18 protein-coding genes are annotated in these 22,481 nt (G+C 44.8%); 3 read left to right on the forward strand and 15 right to left on the reverse strand.

What is annotated here, in order from left to right; genetic code table 11:
• Positions 1-52 precede the first annotated feature (52 nt).
• Positions 53-2,296: an inorganic phosphate transporter gene (locus BN161_RS04895; RefSeq protein ID WP_044263516.1), complete on the forward strand. Its 2,244-nt coding sequence runs from the start codon at positions 53-55 to the stop codon at positions 2,294-2,296.
• 110 nt (positions 2,297-2,406) lie between these two features.
• Here BN161_RS04895 and BN161_RS04900 read toward each other — a convergent pair whose 3' ends face one another.
• The 7 genes from BN161_RS04900 to BN161_RS04930 all read right to left on the reverse strand — a co-directional run bounded on the left by BN161_RS04900 (position 2,407) and on the right by BN161_RS04930 (position 9,782).
• Complete coding sequence (locus BN161_RS04900; protein ID WP_007214977.1) at positions 2,407-3,099, reverse strand: zinc metallopeptidase; 693 nt, start codon at positions 3,097-3,099, stop codon at positions 2,407-2,409.
• Positions 3,100-3,234: 135 nt separating this feature from the next.
• Positions 3,235-4,542, reverse strand: a complete 1,308-nt coding sequence (locus BN161_RS04905; RefSeq protein WP_044263517.1) for an alpha-L-fucosidase — start codon at positions 4,540-4,542, stop codon at positions 3,235-3,237.
• A gap of 82 nt (positions 4,543-4,624) precedes the next feature.
• Positions 4,625-5,896 (reverse strand): adenylosuccinate synthase, encoded by a 1,272-nt coding sequence (locus tag BN161_RS04910; protein WP_007217267.1) that lies wholly within the window; start codon positions 5,894-5,896, stop codon positions 4,625-4,627.
• Complete coding sequence (locus tag BN161_RS04915; RefSeq protein WP_007214981.1) at positions 5,893-6,381, reverse strand: Fur family transcriptional regulator; 489 nt, start codon at positions 6,379-6,381, stop codon at positions 5,893-5,895. Before BN161_RS04915 ends, BN161_RS04910 begins: the two co-directional genes overlap by 4 nt.
• A gap of 110 nt (positions 6,382-6,491) precedes the next feature.
• On the reverse strand, positions 6,492-7,151 hold the full coding sequence (locus BN161_RS04920; protein WP_007217266.1) for a DNA alkylation repair protein: 660 nt from the start codon (positions 7,149-7,151) through the stop codon (positions 6,492-6,494).
• A 17-nt stretch (positions 7,152-7,168) separates the two neighbouring features.
• Entirely contained in the window at positions 7,169-9,214 is a 2,046-nt protein-coding gene (locus BN161_RS04925; protein ID WP_044263502.1) for a dipeptidyl-peptidase 3 family protein, read from the reverse strand.
• Positions 9,215-9,317: 103 nt separating this feature from the next.
• Positions 9,318-9,782, reverse strand: a complete 465-nt coding sequence (locus tag BN161_RS04930; RefSeq protein WP_007214984.1) for a helix-turn-helix domain-containing protein — start codon at positions 9,780-9,782, stop codon at positions 9,318-9,320.
• 278 nt (positions 9,783-10,060) lie between these two features.
• Here BN161_RS04930 and recQ point away from each other — a divergent pair, with 278 nt between their 5' ends.
• Positions 10,061-11,869: a DNA helicase RecQ gene (recQ, locus tag BN161_RS04935; RefSeq protein WP_044263503.1), complete on the forward strand. Its 1,809-nt coding sequence runs from the start codon at positions 10,061-10,063 to the stop codon at positions 11,867-11,869.
• Between the two features lie 350 nt (positions 11,870-12,219).
• Here recQ and BN161_RS04940 read toward each other — a convergent pair whose 3' ends face one another.
• Both BN161_RS04940 and cysK read right to left on the reverse strand, forming a co-directional pair.
• Positions 12,220-13,044, reverse strand: a complete 825-nt coding sequence (locus BN161_RS04940; protein ID WP_044263504.1) for a tetratricopeptide repeat protein — start codon at positions 13,042-13,044, stop codon at positions 12,220-12,222.
• 213 nt (positions 13,045-13,257) lie between these two features.
• Positions 13,258-14,208, reverse strand: a complete 951-nt coding sequence (cysK, locus tag BN161_RS04945) for a cysteine synthase A (RefSeq protein WP_044263505.1) — start codon at positions 14,206-14,208, stop codon at positions 13,258-13,260.
• 226 nt (positions 14,209-14,434) lie between these two features.
• On the opposite strand from cysK, the gene BN161_RS04950 reads away from it, so the two are divergent.
• Positions 14,435-15,343, forward strand: coding sequence for a cation diffusion facilitator family transporter (locus tag BN161_RS04950; protein WP_044263506.1), 909 nt, complete (start codon positions 14,435-14,437; stop codon positions 15,341-15,343).
• On the opposite strand, the gene leuB is transcribed toward BN161_RS04950, so the two are convergent.
• The 6 genes from leuB to BN161_RS04980 all read right to left on the reverse strand — a co-directional run bounded on the left by leuB (position 15,340) and on the right by BN161_RS04980 (position 22,100).
• Positions 15,340-16,401 carry a 3-isopropylmalate dehydrogenase gene (gene leuB, locus BN161_RS04955; RefSeq protein WP_007214989.1) on the reverse strand — a complete coding sequence of 354 codons (1,062 nt, stop codon included), beginning with the start codon at positions 16,399-16,401 and terminating at the stop codon, positions 15,340-15,342. The two genes, BN161_RS04950 and leuB, sit on opposite strands and share 4 nt — an antisense overlap.
• Entirely contained in the window at positions 16,391-16,660 is a 270-nt protein-coding gene (locus BN161_RS04960) for a hypothetical protein (RefSeq protein ID WP_244436418.1), read from the reverse strand. Before BN161_RS04960 ends, leuB begins: the two co-directional genes overlap by 11 nt.
• Positions 16,657-18,210 (reverse strand): alpha-isopropylmalate synthase regulatory domain-containing protein, encoded by a 1,554-nt coding sequence (locus BN161_RS04965; RefSeq protein WP_007214990.1) that lies wholly within the window; start codon positions 18,208-18,210, stop codon positions 16,657-16,659. The genes BN161_RS04960 and BN161_RS04965 overlap by 4 nt, the downstream gene beginning before the upstream one ends.
• Positions 18,207-18,794 carry a 3-isopropylmalate dehydratase small subunit gene (leuD, locus tag BN161_RS04970; RefSeq protein WP_044263507.1) on the reverse strand — a complete coding sequence of 196 codons (588 nt, stop codon included), beginning with the start codon at positions 18,792-18,794 and terminating at the stop codon, positions 18,207-18,209. The genes BN161_RS04965 and leuD overlap by 4 nt, the downstream gene beginning before the upstream one ends.
• A gap of 280 nt (positions 18,795-19,074) precedes the next feature.
• Positions 19,075-20,472, reverse strand: coding sequence for a 3-isopropylmalate dehydratase large subunit (leuC, locus tag BN161_RS04975; RefSeq protein ID WP_007217259.1), 1,398 nt, complete (start codon positions 20,470-20,472; stop codon positions 19,075-19,077).
• 134 nt (positions 20,473-20,606) lie between these two features.
• Positions 20,607-22,100: a 2-isopropylmalate synthase gene (locus BN161_RS04980; RefSeq protein WP_044263508.1), complete on the reverse strand. Its 1,494-nt coding sequence runs from the start codon at positions 22,098-22,100 to the stop codon at positions 20,607-20,609.
• Between the last annotated feature and the right edge of the window lie 381 nt (positions 22,101-22,481).

The following is a 22,481-nucleotide window of genomic DNA, read 5'->3' on the forward strand; positions in this document are numbered from 1 at the left end:
TCTCTGCAACACGATTTACGTTCCTTTGCAGCCAGAAATAAAATACATTATTATGGAAACTATTTATCTATGCATTGTCATCTTCCTGTTCGTCCTTGCGGCGTTCGACCTCATTGTGGGCGTCAGTAATGATGCGGTCAATTTCTTAAACTCGGCTGTCGGAGCAAAGGCAGCATCTTTCAAAACCATGCTTTTTATAGCCGGGGTTGGTGTATTCATCGGAGCGGCGATGTCCAATGGTATGATGGACATTGCCCGACATGGCATCTATCAGCCGCAACATTTCTACTTTGCCGAGATCATGTGCATCCTGCTGGCAGTCATGTTAACCGACGTTGTTTTGCTGGACGTTTTCAATACTATGGGAATGCCGACCTCCACCACAGTCTCGATGGTGTTTGAATTACTGGGTGGTACCTTTGCCTTGGCTCTGATTAAAGCGCACAGTAATGATGCGATCGGTTTGGGTGATCTGATTAATACGGATAAGGCTCTATCTGTCATCATGGGTATTTTCCTATCCGTCGCCATCGCTTTCTTCTTCGGTATGTTGGTGCAGTGGCTGGCACGCGTCATCTTTACTTTCAACTATACCAAAAAGATGAAGTACAGCATCGGGATTTTCGGAGGTATCGCCGCAACCTCTATCATTTATTTCATGCTCATCAAAGGATTAAAAGACAGTTCATTCATGACAGCTGATAATAAGCATTGGATACAGGACAACACTGTAATGCTCATCAGCTGTTTTTTTGTATTCTTCACCATACTGATGCAAGTACTGCACTGGCTGAAGGTGAATGTCTTCAAGATTGTAGTACTAATGGGTACTTTCGCCCTAGCTCTTGCTTTTGCCGGCAATGACCTGGTTAACTTTATCGGTGTACCTCTTGCCGGATATTCGTCTTTTATAGATTATACAACCAATGGAGCCGGCACAGATCCGGATGGTTTCCTGATGACTTCACTGCTGGGACCTGCCAAAACGCCGTGGTACTTCCTTTTCGGTGCAGGCGCTATCATGGTTTATGCCCTTTGCACTTCTAAAAAAGCGCACAATGTGATCAAAACGTCCGTTGACCTTTCCCGCCAGGATGAAGGTGAAGAGAACTTCGGTAGTACCCCTATCGCCCGTACCTTGGTACGATTCAGCCTTACATTATCCAATGGAATTTCCAAAATAATGCCCGAAAGTAGTAGACGGTGGCTCGATACTCGCTTTCGCAAAGACGAGGCCATCATTGCAGACGGTGGTGCATTCGACTTGGTTCGCGCTTCAATAAATCTGGTATTGGCAGGTTTGCTCATTGCGCTGGGCACTTCATTGAAACTTCCCCTCTCCACCACTTACGTAACCTTCATGGTTGCTATGGGTACCTCACTTGCCGACCGTGCTTGGGGACGCGATACCGCAGTATTCCGTATAACAGGCGTACTGAGCGTTATTGGTGGCTGGTTCATTACAGCCGGTGCCGCATTCACCATCTGCTTCTTCGTAGCACTGGTTATTCACTTCGGGGGTACGGTTGCCATCATTGCATTGATCGGTCTGGCAGTGTTCTCCCTGATCCGCAGTCAGGTGATGTACAAGAAACGCAAAGCCAAAGAAAAAGGTAATGAAACCATCAAACAACTGATGCAGAGCAGTGACAACGAAGAGATTCTGGACTTATTGCGCAAACATACCCGCGAAGAACTGGTGAAGATACTGGCATTTACTGAAGAAAATCTGGAGCGTACCGTAACCGCATTCCTGCACGAGAATCTCCGCGGATTGCGTCGCTCCATGGGATCGGTTAAATTCGAGAAGCAACTCATCAAACAGATGAAACGCACCGGAACCCTTGCCATGTGTCGTCTGGATAACAACACCGTATTAGAAAAAGGTCTTTATTATTATCAAGGCAATGATTTTGCCAGCGAACTGGTTTATAGTATCGGACGACTTTGCGAACCCTGCCTTGAACATATCGATAATAACTTCAAGCCACTGGATGCCATTCAAAAAGGTGAGTTCTCTGACGTTACGGAAGATATAATCTACTTATTACAAGTTTGCCGTCACAAGATGGAAAATAACGATTATGAAAGCTTTGAGAATGAACTCCGGAAAGCGAATGATCTGAACGGACAATTATCGCACCTGAAGCGTGAAGAGTTACAACGCATTCAAAGTCAGGCCGGCAGCATCAAGGTCAGCATGGTTTATCTGACAATGATACAGGAAGCCCAGAACGTTGTTACTTATACAATCAACCTGATGAAGGTCAGTCGCAAGTTCCAACTGACGGAATAAAAAACAGATGGTCTGTTCAATACGGACAGACCATCTGTAAATGCAAAGAGACCATCTATTCGAGTGAGTAGATGGTCTCTTTTGTTTCCCAACTAGGGAAAAATCGACAATTAGTCTCTGCGTCCCATAAATATCATAATGTAATAAATCAGCGTTGCCAATGAACCCAATGCAGCCACCACATAGGTATAAGCAGCGGAACGAAGCGCATCTTCAGCTTGCTTATGATTGTAAGAGTTCGTAATACCCGAACGGCTCAACCATACCAATGCACGCTTACTTGCGTCTATTTCCACCGGCAAAGTGACGAAACTGAACAGTGTGGTCATAGCAAACAGGATAATACCTGCCAGCAATAACTGCGGGAACGTGTTCAACAGCAAGATACCACCCAGCAACAACCAGGTCATCCACTGCGAAGCAAACGATACCACCGGTACAAGCTTACTACGCATAGTCAGGGGAGCATAAGCCCGTGCGTGCTGCACTGCGTGACCACACTCGTGAGCGGCAACGGCAGCAGCCATGATACTATTACTTTCATATACACCTTCACTCAGGTTTACTGTCTTATTGGCAGGGTTATAGTGATCTGTCAGTTGTCCCGGCGTATGTGTCACCTGAACATCATAAATTCCATTGTCATGTAGCATCTGAAGGGCAACATCACGACCCGTCATTCCATTACCGGTAGGGATCTTGGAGTACTTCTTGAACTTGTTCTGCAAGTTCATTTGCACCAGCCAGCTGACTACAGCTATACCAATAAAGATAATCCATTGTATTCCTATCATTCCTTCCATAATCTTTTTCTGTTTTTAGTAATTAAAAATGTGTCGTTTGTTATATATAATACAAATTGTCTGCCAAAAATAAAGGGAAACCGTGAGCTTTACTACAGTTTCCCTTATATTTTAGGAAGAATTAGCGAAAACCGACTACTGCCCAACAAGTTGTAACTCTATCACGTAATCCGTATCTACGGGAACTTCCGGTAATTGCAATACCACTCCCTGTCCGGTACGGGCAATTCGTATCGGGGATTGATCTTTAAACAGAAAGCCCTTCTTCACCATTTTTCCATCCAATGGAAGATAAAGCGCATTATCCTTCAAGTTCAGGATGTGAACAAAAAGTCGGTTTCCCTTTTGTGTTGTCACTCCCCAATCATGTGGAGGAATAATACCGCCACGAGTGCCATAAATCGTTTCGCCATACACTTTCATCCACTCTCCCACTTCTTTCAGCCTCCGAACTGCCACTTCCGGCAGACATCCGTCCGGTTGAGGGCCGATATTCATCAGTAGATTTGCATCCTTTCCGGCAGCCTTCACCAGATAATGTATCAATGTTTTCGTTGACTTATAATCTTGATCGGTAATCTTATATCCCCACATCCCATTCATGGTTTCACAAGTTTCCAGAGGCAGGTGACTGACATCTTGCCCAGATAGTCCGGCACTGTTTTCCCCCGGCAGATCACGCTCGAAAATTTGTATATCTTCCCCTGGAAAAGGTACCTGATGATGGTTGTTCCCTACCAGACAAGCAGGTTGCAGGCGATGTATCAGCGCATATTGTTCCGGTAGCTGCCAATCAAAATCCGGATTAGCATCCTGATCCCACCAGCCATCGAACCAGATAGCACCTATCGGACCGTAGTTCGTCAACAACTCCGTCAGCTGGTTATTCATAAAAGTATAATAGCTTTTCCAATCTCCCTTCGGATTAGGTCTTCCGGTTCCACGCCCTGTACGTCCCCAAGGTGCATCTTCACGATACCAGTCGATATGGGAGTAATAGAAATGAAGCCGAATACCTTGTTTATGACATTCGTCTGCCAATTCTTTTACTACATCGCGCTTGAAAGGGGTTGCATCTACAATATTATAATCAGAATACTTGGTATGAAACATAGAGAACCCTTCATGGTGACGACTCGTAAAGCAGATATATTTGGCTCCCGATGCCTTAATGGCACTTACCCATTCAGCCGCACTAAACTTGGAAGGATAGAAACCTCCGGCAAGTTTGGCATATTCTTTATAGTTCAAATCTTTATTGGTCATCGTCCACTCACCGGTAGCCAACATACAGTATAGTCCCCAGTGCAGAAATATTCCAAACTTGTTGTCTTGAAACTCCTGACGGGTTTTCAGATTCTCGGCAGACGGTTGATAAGTCTGCGCTTTTGCAGGCAAAAAGGATGCTGCAAACAAAAGGGATAAAAGAAGGTGTGTTTTCATCATAAGTATGCGGATGGGTTAATAAAAAATGAGATTACATCAGCATGTATACTGATGTAATCTCATTATAATATAATTAGGCTTACTCTTCTGTATAACGTTCAATCGTCTGTCCACGATCAGGACCTACGGAAACAATCTTGATGGGCACACCAAGTTGTTCTTCCAGGAATGTCAGGTAAGCATTGAATTCTTCTGGGAATTCATCTTCGCTCTGCATTCTCGTCATGTCAGTTTCCCAACCAGGCAACTCAACATAAACCGGCTCAAGACCTTCGCTGATGTCATACGGGAAATAATCGATTTCTTCACCGTTTACTTTATAAGCTACACAGGCTTTGATTGTTTCGAATGAATCGAGTACATCGCTCTTCATCATGATCAATTTGGTAACACCGTCTACCATAATGGCATACTTCAACGCCACCAAGTCAATCCAACCGCAACGACGTTTACGACCTGTTACTGAACCGAACTCATGTCCCAGTGTACAAATCTGGTCACCTGTCTTATCAAACAGTTCCGTCGGGAACGGACCTGCACCTACACGTGTACAGTATGCTTTGAAGATACCATAGACTTCACCAATCTTATTAGGAGCCACACCCAAACCGGTACATGCACCTGCACAAATAGTATTGGAAGAAGTAACGAACGGATATGAACCAAAGTCGATATCCAACATCGTCCCCTGAGCACCTTCACAAAGTACTGACTTATTATCGTTCAGCAGGTTATTGATTTCATGCTCGCTGTCTACCAACGGGAATTGCTTCAGGTACTCAATACCTTCCATCCAGGCCTTTTCAATTTCTGTCAGGTCATACTCATAATTCAAACCTTTCAGAATTTGCTCATGACGAGCTTTGGCTTCAGCATATTTCTGTTCGAAGTTATGCAGGATATCACCTACACGCACACCGTTACGACTAATCTTATCGGTATAAGTAGGGCCGATACCTTTACCCGTTGTGCCTACTTTAGCATCACCTTTCGCAGCTTCGTAAGCGGCGTCCAATATGCGGTGGGTCGGCAAGATGAGATGCGCTTTCTTAGAGATATGCAAGCGCGCTTTCAGGTTATGACCGGATGCTTCCAATGCTTCAGCCTCTGCCTTGAAGAGAGCCGGATCAAGCACTACGCCATTACCAATGATATTCACCTTGTCACCTTGGAAAATTCCCGAGGGAATAGAACGGAGCACATACTTCTGCCCTTCGAACTCGAGTGTATGTCCGGCATTCGGTCCGCCTTGGAAGCGAGCCACGACATCGTATCTCGGAGTTAATACGTCAACGACTTTGCCTTTGCCTTCGTCGCCCCATTGTAATCCTAATAGAACATCTACTTTCATTTTTCTTTCTTATGGTTATTATTTTTCTTCTTACGTTTGTTAGCGCGGTCGCACTTACTGCACAATCCATACAGGTAAAGCGAATAATGCGACAGACTGAACCGACTCAATTTAGTATTCCCAATCGCCTGCTGTAACTCTTCGTTCTGAAATTCAGTCACCTTGCCACACTGCGTGCAGATTTGATGGTGATGCGTATCACGGTTATAGCTCTTTTCGTATTGGGAGGAGTTTCCGAACTGATGTTTGATTACCAGTCGTGCATTGATGAGAAGGATAATAGTATTGTAAAGAGTCGCGCGGCTCACACGGAAATTCTCCTGGTCAGCCATCAGCGAATAAAGCGTATCGATGTCAAAATGACCATCAATGGAATAGATAGTATCGAGTATGGCATAGCGTTCGGGAGTCTTGCGATGCCCGTTCGCGTTGAGATATTCAGTGAATATCTGCTTTACCGTATCTTTCACATTCTGACTTTCCATTTTGGCGGCGCAGTTTTTTACAGCCAACAAAGTTAAGCCTTTTTTGCGGAAAGCAAATGAGAAAGGGGAAAAAAACAAAAAAAGAGTGATAGAGTAATCACCCTATCACTTTATTCTATTTCTTCTCTCACAAGATTATATAGCAACTGTTCGGCTTCCGATTCGGAATGTTCCATCTCTTCCACCCGACGGCACACTTGGAAAGCATGTTCTTCACTATGCTGCATGAAGCGGCGAATGGCCGCCATAGCTGCATTGCGCACGTGGTAGGAACCGGAAATAAAAGCGCAAACTGCCTGGTCGAGAAATTCGTTCGCAGTACGTTCATTCATATCTCCCTTCTTCATCAGCAGGCGGGCAATGGTGAGAAAACCGCACGTCTGTACATACTCCCGCTCATCGGCAATCCATTGAAAAGACTTCGCAGGAGCATAAGGAAGATGCTGGAACAGATTCATAGAAGTAAGTTCCGCTATTTCAATATTCTGAATATTTTCCACCCAGATATCAGCAATCTCCGGAAAGAAGCTGTCTACCGGCTGCAACAGCCCTGCCAGAATCTTACATTCACGGATATCCTCTTTCCACAAAGCTTGCGCCAATGAGTGATCTTTTTCATACCCTTCGGCAATTGCCTTGATACGGGGAAGTTCTACACCGAAATTCAATTTATAGACCAGCCCCTTTTCACGCATACTTTGAGACACAGCCCCGTTCATAGAGAGGCGGAGCTGTGTCTTTATTTCTTTCAGTTGTTCATGTAGATCCACAAAACAATGATTTATAGTTAATTATTAATAGAAGGCAGATTAGAATAATCCTTACTGTAACGCAACATTTGTTCCGCATAACCTTCGTCATAAGTCACCTTTACGTCGGTTATCTTACCGGCTGCATCTACCACTGCTTCATATTTCGGGTTTACAAATCCCTTGTACGGAGCCAGATTCAGTTTCTTATAACGTTCCAGAACTTCGGCATGCAAAGCCGGATCTACCTTCACTGCATAGCTTTCTACCAAATCATGCGCACTTTGATAGTCGCCTGTTGATTTGATACGTTGGATCTCGGACAGTAATTCACCGAAGAGTTCACGCAGTTTTTCGTAATCGTTCACCACCACATAAGTCTTACCATCTTTCTTCACCAATTCTACTACTTTATCCGCCGCACCTTTCTCAAACACCCAGCGGGCAATGAGCTGACGATTACGCATGTGGGCTTCTTCCACATTATTACCCGGTTCAATGCGAACCAGCTGTGTCATCAGGCCGTTCATCAGATAAGTATAATATTCTGCTTTGTAAGCATCTTCATTGGGTGTCAGTCCCAATTCTACCAACTTAGGATCAGCTACATAATACAGACCGAATAAGTCCGCACGCGCTTCCTCGATCGTAGAGCCATAGGCTTTCAAAGCATCCGGATCAACTCCCGGAAGCAACTTTCCGGAACCATGTCCCAAACATTCATGCAAGTCCGTATGGAGTTCGCCTGTCAGATCGGCATATTTATCTATCAACTGCAATTCGGCATCGCTATATACAAACTCTTCATTGAATCCGTTGCCATGGGCCGCCTTATTATATGCATCCGTAATATTACCGATAGTCACAGATTTAGAACCATGATGGCTACGTATCCAGTTGGAGTTAGGCAAATTGATACCGATAGCCGTTGCCGGATAAAGGTCACCGGCCAGAATAGCAGCCGTAATCACCTTGGCGGAAACACCTTTCACTTCATCTTTCTTGAATTGTTTATCTACCGGAGAGTGATCTTCAAACCATTGCGCATTGCCACTGATAATCTCAGTACGATGCGTAGCTTCCATATCCTTAAAGTTTACCAATGATTCCCAGCTTGCCTTCATACCCAACGGATCACCATAGCTTTCAGTAAATCCATTCACAAAGTCCACAAGGGAATTCAAATCTTTCACCCAAAGGATAGCATATTCATCAAAAGTCTTCAGATCACCGGTCTCATAAAACTTTATCAGTTCGGCAATCACAGCCTTCTGTTCCGGATTTTCAGCTACGCCTTCCGCTTTCTTCAGCCAGTATACAATCTTATCGATAGCCTGTCCGTACAGACCACCCACTTTCCAAATCTTTTCCTGAATCTTGCCGTTCTCTTTCACCAGACGACTGTTCAGACCGTAAGAAACAGGCGTTTCGTCTTTCGGATCTTTCATTGCATTATAGAAGCCTTCAGCTTCTTTCTGTGTCACACCGTCATAATAGTTGCAAGCAGAAGTCAGCACCAAGTCCTCTCTTGCTGCCTGGTTCACGCGTTTCGGCATCACAGCCGGATCAAAAATAACCGGAAATAATTCATCGCATAATTGCTCCACGGTTTGTCCTTCAGCCAGCGGCAATGTAGAGGTATCTACGCTCAGCACAGCCTCTTTGAAAAATTCGGGAGCAAAACCCGGCACGAACTTCTCAGAACCATAATGATGATGAATGCCATTAGAGAACCACACACGTTTAAGGTACACTTCCATCGCCTTAAAATCAGGCGTATTTTTGTCTCCTTTATATCCTGTATAAACAGCTTCCAACGTTCTCCGAATGCGCAGGTTATATTTTCCATTCTGATCGAAAAGAATGTCACGGCCCTGCAAAGCAGCTTCCGTAAGGTAATACACCAGCTCTTTCTGTTGGAGCGACAAGTTCTCGAAACCGGGAACCCGGTAACGTAATATTTGTAAGTCTGCAAATTGTTCCACTGTATAATCAAATTTATCTGCCTCGGCAGTTGTTGTCTTCGAACCGCTACAAGCTGTCAGCAATGCAAAAGCGGCACATGCTATTAGTTGTTTCTTCATGTGTCGGGAGATATGTGAGTTGGTATTTAGAAAAGACGAAAAGGAAGTATTCCGAAACAGTTGCTCCGGAATATTTCCTTTTTATACATTGTTCTACGCAGAATTATTGTTTTTTATCTGCGTGTTTTTTACGATATCCGTTAGGAGTTTCACCTACATTCTTGTAAAATGCAGCGTAGAAAGACTGACGGTTGGCAAAACCTACCATCGTGCTAATTTCCTCTACATTCTTGTCGGCATATCTCTTGTCCGTCAATAAATGCTTAGCATCTTTTACTCTGTACTCATTCAATAGGCATGAATAGTTCATACCAAAACGAGAATTTACGACAGCAGACAGATAGCGAGTGTTAGTTTTCAACTCTTTCGCCAAGTCTTTAGCCGAGTAATCGGGATCTTTGTACTTCTTCTGCACAACTACGATATTCAATATCTTGTCATACAATTCATCTGCCAATTCCGGACGAATCAACGAGCGGTAAGCAGCATTCTTCTCTTTTTTCTCTCTCAGGTTATAGGGGCGCTTCTTAGTAGCCGCTTCCTGATTCTTGTTTTCTAAATCACTCATTTGAATTAACTGGTTAGGGTTTGTTAAAAAATGAAAGCCCGAAGGATTTTCCTTTAGACTTTACAAAAGTCTGACATTTTTTTCTAATACGCAACTTTTCTCGTACATATTTTTGATCTATAAACAACGAAAAAGGTTGAAATGTAGTATTTAAGCCGATTTAATAAGAAACTTTAACTTTTGCAAAAGGGGTTATGATATAAAATGAAAACGTTTATCAGCTTGTTTTATATACAATAATTAATGTACCTTTGCAGGATAAAACTTTATCAACGAAAATGATACAGACGCTTAAACGATATTTTGGTTACGATAGTTTCCGCCCCTTACAAGAAGAGATTATCCGCACATTACTGGCCGGAAAAGATTCCTTGGTATTAATGCCTACCGGAGGTGGAAAGTCCATTTGTTACCAGCTTCCAGCCCTGTTATGCGAAGGAACTGCCGTCGTGGTTTCCCCTTTAATTTCCCTGATGAAAGATCAGGTGGAATCACTTTGTGCCAACGGTGTAGCTGCGGGCGCTCTGAACAGCAGTAACGACGAGACGGAAAATGCCGCCCTACGCCGTTCTTGCATGGAAGGAAAGCTGAAATTACTCTACATTTCGCCTGAGAAATTAATAGCAGAAGCCAACTATCTTTTAAGAGATATGCACATCTCATTATTTGCCATCGATGAAGCGCATTGCATTTCACAATGGGGGCATGATTTTCGTCCGGAATATGCACAAATGGGATTCATACGCGAGATGTTTCCAAAGATTCCGGTCATAGCTCTTACAGCTACAGCAGATAAAATTACACGTGAAGATATTGTACGGCAGTTACACCTCAATCAGCCGAAGGTTTTCATCTCTTCTTTCGACCGTCCCAACCTGAGCCTTACCGTAAAACGGGGATACCAACAGAAAGAAAAAAGTAAAGCCATACTGGATTTCATTGGTCGCCATCGCGGTGAAAGCGGCATCATCTATTGCATGAGTCGCAGCAAAACGGAGACAGTGGCACAAATGCTGCAAAAACAAGGGTTTCGTGCAGCCGTTTATCATGCCGGATTATCCTCCGCCCGAAGGGATGAAGCACAGGATGATTTCATCAACGACCGTGTACAAATAGTTTGTGCCACGATTGCTTTCGGTATGGGAATTGATAAAAGTAATGTGCGCTGGGTCATCCATTACAATCTGCCTAAGAGTATAGAGAGTTTTTACCAGGAGATTGGGCGTGCCGGACGAGATGGGTTGCCAAGTGATACTCTCTTATTTTATTCTCTGGCCGACCTCATTCTATTAACCAAGTTTGCGACGGAAAGCGGTCAACAAGGTATCAATCTGGAGAAGTTACAACGTATGCAACAATATGCTGAAGCTGATGTTTGCCGGCGTCGCATCCTGTTGAGTTATTTCGGAGAAGCCACTACAGAGGATTGCGGGAACTGTGATGTCTGCAAGAATCCACCCCAACGTTTTGACGGAACTGTGATTGTACAAAAAGCTCTAAGTGCTATCGTCCGTACGGAACAGCAGATCGGCACGAGTATTCTTGTAGATATCTTGCGCGGAAATAATACTCCGGATGTATCGGAAAAAGGCTACCAGCAACTGAAAACTTTCGGTGCCGGACGTGAAGTTCCTGCCCGTGACTGGCAGGACTACTTGTTACAAATGCTACAACTGGGTTATTTTGAAATAGCATACAACGAGAACAACCATCTGAAAATAACAAGCAGCGGTAATGATGTTCTCTTCGGGCGGGCGCAAGCACGGTTGGCAGTAATCCGGCGTGAAGAGTTCGCATCCACCAAAGGACGAAAGAAAAAATCAACCATTCCGGTCAGAGAGCTACCATTGGGGTTACCGAACACGGAAAGTGAAGAACTTTTCGAGGCCCTGCGTGCGTTACGGAAAAGGCTCGCAGATCAAGAAGCACTACCGGCTTATATTGTACTGTCCGACAAGGTATTGCATTTACTCAGCACCGCCCGCCCTATTACAATGGAAGCATTCGGCAATATCAGCGGAATCGGTGAATATAAAAAGAAGAAATACGGGAAGGATTTTGTCGAGTTAATCAAGAAATACGTTTAATACTTGTTGGCGGAATTAATTCATAACCGGAAAGAAACGAATTAATTCATTATTTCAATAGTTTATTTGTTCTAATTTATAACCACCAAAGATTAGTTTTGTAAATACTTGATTATCAAGCGTGTTATAATCAAGCTATCTCAGTATGATACTTAGGGAACCTCAATATGATACTGAGGTACCCTAAGTATCATACTGAGCCCCCCTAAGTATGCGACTGATCTCGCAAATGTTTTGTTTTATAAATATTTATTATTTATATTAGAGGTGCTTATCATATCGGATTATCGTTTTGTTCATAACCCGTGCAGAAAGGAGTCAAATAATATACTAAAGATGCCAACCACTTATCATTTGCATTGCTGTAGCAATCCCCTGAGATCCGCCTGCGGCACTCCAAGAGACATTGCTTTCTCAAAATCCTGCTTTGCCAAATTTTTCTTCTTCTGGGACAGATAGATCTGTCCGCGCATCAGATAGGCTTCCGTCTGCGAAGGATTCAGTTTTAGAGCTTCTTCCAGATCAATCATTGCCAGATCAACATGCTGCATATCCTGTTCTATCCCCGCACGTGCTACGTATAAGGCTGCATCCTGCGGATCTTCTACCAACATCTTATTCAATATCTCCAAGGCTTTCTGTAAGTTTCCATCTTTTTGCTCCAGAGTGGCGAGTCCTAAACGGGCATTATAATTCTGAGGATCAAGCTTCAGTAATCGTTCATAATCTGCCCGGGCAAACTTGAGATCGCGCTGGGTCACATAAATATAAGCACGCATCAGGAGTGCTTCCCGGTTATCCTTTTCCAGATCCAGCACTAAAGAATAGTCTACACGTGCCTGCTCATTCCGTCCCATTTCAAGATTCAGCGCGGCACGATTCAAGAGAATGGGAACAGCCCGTGGAGCAATGTTCAAGGCATACGTGTAGGATTCTAAAGCCTGATCATAATCCCGTTGCCGACGTTGGATAGTACCGAGATTAGAAAACAATAAGGCATTATGCGGATTAGCTGGTTCCAGTTTCAAAGCCTGGCGGATATAATTTTCCGCCTGTGCCAGACTATCTTGTTCCGTACAAGCAATGGCACGGTCCGAAAGTTCCTGGTAGGTTTGGGCAAACACAGGAGATACACCTATTATATATATAAGGAAAGAAAGAACAGACTTCTTCATATTTAATTTATTTAAAGATTATGTTTCGAGGCAGGGAATCATTTGTTTCATTACTTGAAACTGTTAGTTTCATTGCTTGAAACTGCTTGTTTCATTGCTTGAAACTGCTTGTTTCACACCGAGAAACTGTTTGTTTCATCGCTTGAAACAGTTTGTTTCACACGAGGAAACACTTTGTTCCCTAATACGCAACGAAACGTTTAATAAGGATAACTAATCCAGCGGATAAGTTTCAAATGCAAACAGCTCTGTCGACAGATAACGCTCTCCCGTATCAGGCAGAAGAACTACAATCTTCTTATCCGCAAAATCCGGACGTTGTGCCAGCAAGCGCGCTGCATATACAGCCGCACCGGAAGATATGCCCGCCAGTAATCCTTCGGTAGACGCCAACTCGCGTCCGCCACGAATTGCTTCATCATCGGGCACAGGAAGCACTTCATCTACAACAGAGGCATCATAAATAGCAGGAACAAAATTGGCTCCGATTCCCTGAATACGATGCGACCCTGCCACTCCGCCTTCCAGAACAGGAGAAGATTCCGGTTCTACAGCAACAATATACACATCCGGATTATGTTTTTTCAAGGCACGTGCCACTCCGCAGATGGTTCCGCCTGTTCCCACTCCGGCTACGAACACATCCACTTTTCCGTCTGTATCCGTCCAGATTTCTTCACCTGTAGTAAGCGTATGAATCTGTGCGTTAGAAGGATTTTCAAATTGTTGAAGGATGATTGAACCAGGAATAGACGCCCTCAACTCCTGCGCTTTTGCAATAGAGCCTGCCATACCGGTCAATCCATCTGTCAGTACAATTTCAGCACCCAGTGCTTTCAGCAGATTACGACGCTCTATACTCATGGTTTCGGGCATCGTGAGCATCAGGTGATATCCTTTGATTGTAGCAACCATCGCCAATCCCACACCGGTATTTCCACTGGTAGGCTCTATAATCGTCGCACCGGGCTTCAGTGCTCCGCGCGCTTCTGCATCTTCGATCATGGCAAGCGCCACACGATCCTTCACACTCCCAGCCGGATTGAACGCTTCCAACTTTGCGATAATATTCTGTTTCAGTCCATATTTACGACTGTATTCCACTAATTCCATAAGCGGAGTACGACCGATAAGTTCCGTCAGGTTCTTTGCTATTTTTGCCATAACAATCTAATTATTAAATATCCTCACTTGCAGGTATCTTGGTACAAAGATAATGCAAACCGAAAGCAGAATAAAATGAACTCGTTCATTTTTTATGCAGAGGTGCAGCTTATCTTCGTTTCTAAGCAAAGATAGATAAAAAACTATTTCACCGTTCAAGTGTTACATTTCTATCACGTAAATTTGCATAATAAAATTTATATAACTCTTACACCTTATTAAATATATGTCACGCAAACATTCACATCAGCATAGCCATGCCATCAACGCAGAGTCGCTGAACAAGGCATTTATTATAGGCATTGTTCTCAATTTAGCCTTTGTCGTCATAGAGTTCGCAGCCGGCTTCTGGTTCGATTCCCTCGCGCTGCTTTCCGATGCAGGACACAATCTAAGCGATGTAGTTAGTCTCGTGCTGGCATTGCTGGCTTTCCGCCTGGCCAAAGTCAAAGCCAATGAACGCTATACGTATGGTTATAAAAAAAGTACGATCCTGGTATCCCTGCTCAATGCAGTCATTTTGCTGGTAGCCGTAGGCGCCATTGTCATCGAAAGTATTCATAAGCTAAGTAATCCGGCAGTTGTTCCCGGTGGAGCCATTGCCTGGGTAGCGGGTGTGGGTGTACTTATCAATGCATTCACGGCTTTCCTCTTTATGAAAGATAAGGAAAAAGACCTGAACGTAAAAGGAGCTTATCTGCATATGGCGGCAGATGCTTTGGTATCAGTGGGAGTATTAGTGGCAGGTATCGTTATCAGCCGGACCGGCTGGTATATTATCGACCCGATTATCGGTCTGATTGTGGCTGTTGTCATTCTCATCTCTACGTGGAATTTACTGCATGACAGTCTTCGCCTGACGCTGGATGGCGTACCCACAAGTATAGATAGTCAGAAAGTAGTAAAAGCCATCCGTGCCCTTTCCGGCGTTGACGACGTTCACCATATACATATATGGGCCATCAGCACCACAGAGAATGCACTGACAGCCCATATTGTTTTAAAGCAACCGGAAGGTATGCAAGAGGTGAAACACCTCATCCGCCACCGGCTTGAAGATTTCGGCATCGGCCATGCCACCCTGGAGTTTGAAGTTCCGGGTGAACATTGCGAAGCCGTATTTGCCGAAGATTAGCTACGTTTGATATAATCTACCACCCATGCTCCTACTTCTTTGGTACCATACTTCGCACCACCTTCTACCTGAATTTCCGGTGTACGGACGTTAGCATCCAGAGAAGCGTCTACGGCTTTGCGAATCAACGCGCCTTCTTCCAGCAAATTGAAATATTCGAATAACATGGCAGCCGAAAGGATTTGCGCCAACGGATTAGCGATGTTCAAACCTTTAGCCTGTGGCCATGAACCGTGGATCGGTTCGAATACAGGAGTGCTTTCGCCTGTAGAAGCTGAAGGAAGTAATCCCATAGAGCCACTGATTACGGAACCTTCATCCGTAAGGATATCACCAAATGTATTTTCGGTAACCATTACATCAAAGAATTTAGGCTCCTGAATCATCTTCATGGCTGCATTGTCCACGAACATATAGTCCGTAGTCACTTCAGGATATTGCGGTGCCATTTCCTGAGCAATCTGTCTCCACAGGCGTGAAGATGCGAGTACATTGGCTTTATCTACCACCGTGAGGTGCTTATTGCGTTTCATAGCATACTCGAAACCAACTTTCAGAATACGTTCAATCTCCGGACGAGTGTACATATTGGTATCATACGCTTTGTCGTTGTCCTGATACTTCTCGCCGAAATACATACCACCGGTCAGTTCGCGGATACAAAGAAAATCTGCGCCATCCACCAGTTCTGCACGAAGCGGTGATTTATGGAGCAGACATTTGAAAGTTTGTACCGGACGGATATTGGCAAACAATCCCAGTTTCTTACGCATAGCCAGCAGACCCTGTTCGGGACGTACTTTGGCAGTAGGATCATTGTCGAATTTCGGATCGCCTACAGCCGAGAACAAAACAGCATCCGCGTTTTTACAAACTTCATAAGTAGCTTCGGGGAACGGATCGCCCACTTTGTCGATAGCATCTGCACCGCAGATGGCATATTCGTAGTTTACTTTATGTCCGAACTTCTCACATACGGCGGTCATTACGTCCACACCTACGGTGGAAATCTCCGGACCAATGCCGTCACCGGCTAATACTGCAATTTTAAAATCCATTGTTTTCTTTATTTTTTAGGAATTCTTCTATTTTCTTCTGATTCACAAGATTTTTGCGACGATAACGGTCGCCCCACACAAAACCCGCTGTTAGTATAAGGGTATTGATAGCAGAGATGAAATATTCGTCCGCACTCAACTCCCTATCTTTCCAACGCAGAAAGAGATTGAAAGCAAAGAGCAAGACTGCATACAACGCATAACACACCTTCGGATGATTTTCAAAGAATGATATCTTTTTCTCAACAGGGTTCATCATTCTGATTTTTTAAGTTCATAATCATCCTCAATGATATTCAGCATCTTCATTGTCGCCTTAATCGCTGCCTCCGTCTGGTCGGCATCCAATCCGCGTGTACGGAACACTGTGCCGTCATAGCTCCAGGTAATCACGGTCTGCACAAAAGCATCGGTACGCCCACCGGGAGGGATGGTTACGGCATAGTTCGTCAGCATGGGGAATTTGCGTCCCAACGTCACCTTATAAATCTTACGCAGAGCACGTACAAAAGCATCATACTGACCGTCACCGCTGGAACTTTCCTCAAACTCCTGTCCGTTGATTTCAATCTTCAGCGTAGCCATCGGCTTCAGACCGTAAGCAAGATTCACGATGTATGTCTTCAGTTTCACTTTCTCATTCATCACTCCGTGCTTCAGTACATCCGAAACTATATAAGGCAAATCTTCCTGGGTAACCAGCTCTTTCTTGTCACCCAACTCGATAATCCGTTCCGTCACCTTACGCATGGAATCCTCATCCAGCGTCAGTCCCAGGTCTTCCAGATTCTTACGGATGTTCGCCTTACCACTGTTCTTGCCCAGTGCATACTCCCGCTTGCGCCCGAAACGCTCGGGCAACAGGTCGTTGCAATAAAGGTTACTCTTATTGTCTCCATCTGCATGTACTCCCGCTACCTGCGTGAACACATTTTCACCTACAATCGGTTTATTGGCGGGTATAGCGATGCCCGAATAAGATTCAACCACCCGGCTGACTTCATTCAGACGCCCTTCGTCAATGTTAGTGATAGCATTGAAATGATCTTTCAGAATAGCCTGCACACTGGACAACGGCGCATTACCGGCACGTTCGCCCAGACCGTTGATCGTGGTATGAAGTCCCTTCGCGCCACTCAGCACGGCGGCCAGCACATTGCTCACTGCCAGGTCGTAGTCATTATGCGGATGGAAATCGAAGTGAGCATGCGGATAGCGCTTCACCATCTTCCGCATATATTCGATGACCTGCAACGGATTCAGCACACCCAGTGTATCAGGCAACATATACCGTTTGATATTCGTGTGCATCAGTGCATCCACCATCTGGAAGACATACTCCGGAGAATCTTTCATCCCGTTGCTCCAGTCTTCCAGGTAAATATTCACTTCCATATCCTGCTCATTGGCATAATTCACTACGCCAATAATATCCTCGATATGTTCTTCAGGGGTCTTTCTCAACTGACATGTGCAATGCTTCAGCGAACCTTTGCACAGAAGATTAATGACGCGGCAACCGGTAGCGTGTATCCAGTCTACCGACGTATGCCCGTCTACGAAACCCAACACCTCCACCCGGGGCAACAGATTACGCCGTGCCGCCCAGTCACATATCATCTTGACTGCGTCGAACTCACCGTCCGAAACCCGTGCCGAAGCCACTTCCACCCTGTCTACTTTCAGTTCTTCCAGTAGCAGACGGGCTATCATCAGCTTTTCATGGGGGACGAACGACACACCGCTGGTTTGCTCACCGTCGCGGAGCGTGGTGTCCATGATTTCTATTTGGGGCTGTTTATACTTCATTTTCTATTTTCCCAAGCTTCTATTTTATCTTTATTCTCTACCAGGAAATCGATGTCATCCAAGCCATTCATCAGGCAATGTTTCTTGTAAGCATTGATTTCGAAAGTCTCACTTTTGCCTGTTGCCTTGTTGGTGATTGTCTGTTCCGGCAGGTTCACCACTACCTCCGTTTTCGGATCGGCGGCAATGGAATCAAACAATTCTTTCAGGAACGGTTCGCTCACCACTACAGGCAATACGAAATTATTCAGTTCATTATTCTTGTGAATATCCGCAAAGAAACTGCTGACTACCACGCGGAAACCATAATCTGCAATGGCCCATGCCGCATGCTCGCGGCTACTGCCCGAACCGAAGTTCTTCCCGGCCACAAGCACCTGTCCGCTATAGGTCGGATCGTTCAAAACGAAAGAGTCGATTTTGTTTCCTTGCTTGTCATACCGCCAGTCGCGGAACAGATTCTCTCCGAAGCCTTCTTTCGTCGTAGCTTTCAGAAAACGTGCAGGGATGATTTGGTCTGTATCCACATTCTCCAATGGGAGGGGGACACAAGTACTGGTGATGATATTGAATTTCTGTTTCATTGTCCTATTATTTTAATATCGTTTTATTATCTTCCAGCAACGGGAAAACCGGCTGAAAATGGATTTTACCCCCGCTACAGCACATTCTGGAGGGGGTGGTGATGACATGCGCTTCTCATGGGTGATGACATGCGCTTCTCATGAGTGGTGACATGCGCTTCTCATGAGGGGTGACATGCGCTTCTCATGGGTGGTGACATGCGCTTCTCATGAGGGGTGAGATACGTATGTCTCTGTGAGTCCGGATACGGATAAACTATTTTTACCTCCGGCAGAAACATCATCCAATCAGTTCTCTCGGATCCGTAATCACTCCCGTCACTGCCGCCGCAGCCGCTACCAGCGGACTGGCAAGCAACGTGCGTGAACCCGGTCCCTGACGACCTTCAAAGTTACGGTTACTTGTAGAAACCGCATACATTCCGGCAGGCACCTTATCATCATTCATTGCCAGACAAGCCGAACATCCCGGCTGGCGGATAGCAAAACCTGCTTCCTCCAATACTTTATCCAAGCCTTCTTCACGAATCTGTGCATCTACCATCCACGAACCGGGCACCAACCAGGCAACCACATGTTCCGCCTTCTTATGCCCCTTCACTAACGAGGCGAAAGCACGGAAATCTTCAATACGCCCATTCGTACAAGCACCCAAAAACACATAATCTATCTTCTTGCCCAATACTCCCTCACCGGGTTGGAAGCCCATATAATCCATTGATTTCAGGAATGAAGCTTTTGCAGCCTCTCCCATTCCGTCAGTCGTGGGAATGTGCTGCGTGATGCCCATGCCCATACCCGGATTTGTTCCGTATGTAATCATCGGTTCGATATCTGCCGCATCAAAATGCACTTCTTTATCAAACGTAGCATTCTCATCACTCTTCAACGTCTTCCAGTATGCCAACGCCTTCTCCCATTCCTCACCTGCCGGAGCATATTCACGGCCTTTGATATATTCGAATGTCACTTCATCCGGTGCCACCATACCACCACGTGCACCCATTTCTATACTCAGGTTGCACAGCGTCAGACGTCCTTCCATAGTCAGACTGCGAACTGCTTCTCCGGCATATTCCACAAAATAACCGGTTGCACCACTCGTTGTCATTTTAGACATCATATAGAGAGCAATATCTTTTGCCGTCACACCTTTACCCAGTTTTCCGTCCACTGTGATGCGCATCGTCTTCGGGCGTGTCTGCAAGATACATTGTGAAGCCATTACCATTTCGACCTCACTTGTACCGATGCCAAAAGCCACTGCTCCCATCGCACCGTGCGTTGAAGTATGCGAGTCACCACATACAATCGTCATTCCCGGTAATGTCAAGCCTCTTTCCGGACCTACCACATGGATGATACCATTCTTCTTATGTAGCATGCCGAAATGTGTCAATCCAAAATCTTCCGCATTCTTGGCCAGTGTATCCACCTGTGTTTTGGAGATCGGATCTTCAATCGGCTTGTCCTGGTCGTGGGTCGGTGTGTTATGGTCGGGCATACAAACAATCTTTTCCGGACGGAAACATTGGATACCGCGTGCGCGCATTCCCGCAAAAGCCTGCGGACTGGTTACTTCATGGCAATAAAGCCGATCTATATATAACTGTGTGGGACCATCTTCCACTTGCTGAACCACATGGGCATCCCAGATTTTATCAAATAATGTATTCATATCTTTTAGTTGTTAGCTACAAGCTACGAGCTACAAGAGCCCTTCGGTATAACTTGTAAACTGTTCTTTTATTCCTAATATTAATTATTAAAACACATAACCACTACTCGTAGCTCGTAGCCTGTAGCCCGTAACTACTTGAACTTATTGATACAATCGATATAAGCTTCTACCGATGCGGCAATAATATCCGTATTCGCACCGAAACCATAATAGATATGATTGTCATATTCCACCTGCATGTGTACCTTACCCATATCATCACTACCTTTGCTGATAGCCTGGATCGTAAATTCCTTCAGTGTCATATGGCGATCAATGATCTTCTTCAAAGCCTTTATCGCTGCATCTACCGGACCGTTTCCACTGGCAGCCGCTTCAAACTTCTCACCGGAGATATTCAGTCCCAGACTGGCAACCGAACGTACACCTACTCCACTGGTCACTTGCAGATATTCCAGTTTCACGCGGTGGTTCTGTGTACGGTCTGCACCGGCAAGCACTAGTATATCATCATCATTAATATCTTTCTTCTTATCCGCCAATTTCAGGAAAGCTTCATATACCTTGTCCAGTTGTTCCTGTTCAAGATCCACGCCCAATACCTGCAAACGATTTTTCAAAGCAGCACGTCCGCTACGGGCAGTCAATACGATAGAATTATCGTCGATACCCACATCGTGCGGGTCGATGATTTCGTAAGTCTGCACATTCTTCAACACACCATCCTGATGGATACCCGATGAGTGTGCAAAGGCATTGCGACCTACGATAGCCTTGTTAGGCTGCACCGGCATGTTCATCAAACTTGAAACCATGCGGCTTGTCGGATAAATCTTCTGTGTATTGATGTTCGTTTCAATTTCAATATCTTTATGGCATTTGATAATCATAGCCACTTCCTCAAGTGAAGTATTACCTGCGCGTTCACCGATACCATTGATAGTAACCTCTACCTGGCGGGCACCATTCAGTACACCGGCCATCGTATTTGCAGTAGCCATTCCCAGGTCATTATGACAGTGTGTAGAGAGGATCGCTTTTTCAATACCACTCACATGCTCCATCAAATACTTGATCTTCGCTCCATATTCATCCGGCAGACAGTAACCGGTCGTATCCGGGATGTTCACTACTGTAGCCCCCGCTTTAATTACAGCTTCCACCACACGAGCCAGATATTCATTGTCCGTACGACCTGCATCTTCTGCATAGAACTCCACATCATCCACGTAACGGCGGGCATACTTCACGGCAGCTACTGCACGCTCGATGATTTCCTCACGATTGGAATTGAATTTATACTTGATATGCGAATCCGATGTACCGATACCTGTATGAATACGTTTGTGCTTGGCAAACTTCAGAGCATCCGCAGCTACATCTATATCTTTTTGTACCGCACGGGTCAATGCGCAAATAGTAGGCCATGTCACCGCTTTGGATATTTCAATAACAGAGTTGAAATCTCCCGGACTGGAAATCGGGAATCCGGCTTCAATAACATCCACGCCCAGCAGTTCCAATGCCTTTGCTACCTGAATCTTTTCCACTGTATTCAATTGGCATCCCGGAACCTGCTCGCCATCGCGGAGCGTTGTGTCGAAAATAAATAACTTGTCACTCATTTCTTATAGTTTTTATAAATTATTGCCATTAAAAAAAGCCTTTCACACTTGGAAGTGAGAAAGGCTTTCGAATATCCTAATCGTTACATATATTCACGCACAGCACTCACTTCCACTAAACCTTGCCAGTAGAATAATAATACCACACAGTAGAATATATGTAAAGTTCTGTATCATTTTTATCTTCTTGTTTTTATTATGACGGTGCAAAGGTATAGATAATTTCGTAGCATACAAACAAATTCGTTACTTTTTTCTCTAAAAATGCATCATTTTATAAGTTTGTTATCAAATAACTCTATAAAGTATAACAAAAAGGGGGATACATGATGTGAGGGCACTGAAAAAGTTCCCCACTTGTAATAAGTCTCTCCCTAATAC

This window comes from Bacteroides timonensis (genome assembly GCF_000513195.1).
GTDB classification, from domain to species: domain Bacteria; phylum Bacteroidota; class Bacteroidia; order Bacteroidales; family Bacteroidaceae; genus Bacteroides; species Bacteroides timonensis.